Source organism: Halorhodospira sp. 9621, from assembly GCF_022228055.1.
Lineage (GTDB): Bacteria > Pseudomonadota > Gammaproteobacteria > Nitrococcales > Halorhodospiraceae > Halorhodospira > Halorhodospira halophila_A.
The window spans coordinates 1-1884 of the sequence record NZ_JAJNRD010000074.1 but is presented as its reverse complement, the minus strand read 5'-3'; the positions used below and the strand labels follow the sequence as shown (position 1 = coordinate 1884).

Sequence of the window (1884 nt, the reverse complement as noted above, 5' to 3'; positions counted from 1 at the left end):
CCTGCTTGAACAGTTTCTGTTCATTCTCATCGAGCTGAGCGTCGCTGGCCACGAAGTCCGGCTACTTGAGCCGCTTGTTCGGGTTGGGGTCGAACTCGTCGAGGCCTGGCTCTATCTAGACGGTACGGATAGGTCCCGGATACTGCGCGAGCTGATGATCGCTGGTCAGCAGCGTGTAGCCCTCGACACCAGCCTGCGCGATCAGCATGCGGTCAAAGGGATCCTTATGGAGGTCCGGTAGGCTGCCTACGGCGAGGGCATGGGCGCCACGGATCGCTAACTCCTCGTAGCCGTGTTCCAAGAGCTCGCGCCGGAGCACGGAAGGCTCCACCCGGAAGTCACTACGGTCGAGACCGCGCTTGATGGTGATCTCCCACAGGCTCGCAACGCTGTAGGCGAGCTGATAGTCCGGATCGAGGAGGAGGTCTCGCGCTTGCTGAGGTAGTCGCGGGGAGTCCGCTGCTGCCCAGAGCAGGATGTGGGTATCAAGGAGCAGATGCATCCGGATCCTCTCCCTGGAAGGCGTCGAGGATTGCTTGCCCGCCGAGCCGGTCGAAGTCGTCAGGCACCTCGATCTGCCCCTTCAGGAAGCCGACGCGCTCACTGGTTCCAGGCTGCGGTGACTCAAAACGGGATAGGCGCGCGATCGGTTGGCCCGATCGAGCGATGATGACCGACTCCCCCTGGCTGACCTTATCGAGGAGGCGGGAGAGGTGGGTCTTGGCCTCATGGATGTTGACGGTCTCTGTCATGGAGCCCCGCTGGTGTTTACGTTGAACTTAGGCAATTAGGCTAGACTACGAGCATCGCCGAGCGCCACGGCTGGATGCGGATCCCCCGCTGCTCACGCGCCTCGCTGCCGGCGTAGATCAGCCGCGCTCCGGCGGCCTCGTCGCCGGCGAGCTCGCACCAGCGCTCCAGACCGCGGAGGGCATCGCGGGTCACCGTCGCCCCGGCCTTGATCTCCACCGGCTGCAGGCGTCCACCGCGCTCGATCACCAGGTCGACCTCGCGCCCGGCCCGATCGCGCCAAAAGTAGAGATTGGAAGGGCGTCCGGCGTTCCAACGCGCCTTCAGGTGCTCGGCGACCACCCAAGTCTCGAATAGTGCGCCGCGTAGCGGGTGGGTGTCGATCTGCTGCGCAGACTCGATCCCGAGCAGCCAGGACGCCAAGCCGGTATCGAGCATATAGAGTTTCGGCGTCTTGACCAGGCGCTTGTTGAAGTTGTTGTGGTGCGGCGGCAGCCGATGGATGATGTAGCTGGCCTCGAGCACGGAGAGCCACTCCCGGATCGTGTTGTGGCTGACGCCGGTCTCCTCGGCGAGGGCCGATTGGTTGAGCAGCTGCCCGGTCCGTCCCGCCGTCAAGCGCAGGAAGCGCTGGAACAGGGTCAGGTCGCGGACGCCGAGTAGCTGACGGACGTCGCGCTCAAGGTAGGTCTGGACGTAGGAGCCGTACCAGAGGGCGGGCTCCACGGGGCGGTCGTAGATCGGCGGGTAGCCGCCCCGCCAAAGCGCCTCGTTGAGCTGCTCCGGCAGCTGCTGCGCGGCCTGGAGCTCGTCGCGCGCGAACGGCAGGAGCGCCAGCATGCCGACTCGTCCGGCGAGGCTCTGGGTCACGGCCGAGACCATCCCGAACTGTTGTGAGCCGGTCAGGATCCACTCGCCGAGCCGACCGCTCTGGTCGACGCGTCCCTGCAGGTAGGAGAGCAGCGCCGGACAGCGCTGGACCTCGTCCAGAACAGCCCCTCCCGGAAATTGGGCGAGGAAGCCACGCGGGTCGTCGGTGGCGAACTCCCGCTGGTCCGGGTCCTCCAGGGAGGTGTAGGGGTGGTCCGCAAAGAGCGCCCGGACGAGGGTGCTCTTGCCGGATTGGCGGGGCCC

The 1884-nt window shown here is 65.8% G+C and carries 3 protein-coding genes; all 3 read right to left on the bottom strand.

The window, feature by feature from the left end; genetic code table 11:
* Positions 1-115: 115 nt before the first annotated feature.
* Positions 116-502: a type II toxin-antitoxin system VapC family toxin gene (locus LRF89_RS13090; protein WP_238634073.1), complete on the bottom strand. Its 387-nt coding sequence runs from the start codon at positions 500-502 to the stop codon at positions 116-118.
* Positions 486-752 (bottom strand): type II toxin-antitoxin system Phd/YefM family antitoxin, encoded by a 267-nt coding sequence (locus tag LRF89_RS13085; protein ID WP_096407609.1) that lies wholly within the window; start codon positions 750-752, stop codon positions 486-488. The genes LRF89_RS13090 and LRF89_RS13085 overlap by 17 nt, the downstream gene beginning before the upstream one ends.
* Before the next feature lie 40 nt (positions 753-792).
* The coding region (locus LRF89_RS13080) for an ATP-binding protein (protein ID WP_238637346.1) at positions 793-1884 on the bottom strand (1092 nt) is incomplete at its 5' end.

Coding starts and splice junctions, on each gene's coding strand:
- LRF89_RS13090 (WP_238634073.1), bottom strand. CDS start 502: ATGCATCTGCTCCTTGATACCCACATCCTGCTCTGGGCAGCAGCGGAC.
- LRF89_RS13085 (WP_096407609.1), bottom strand. CDS start 752: ATGACAGAGACCGTCAACATCCATGAGGCCAAGACCCACCTCTCCCGC.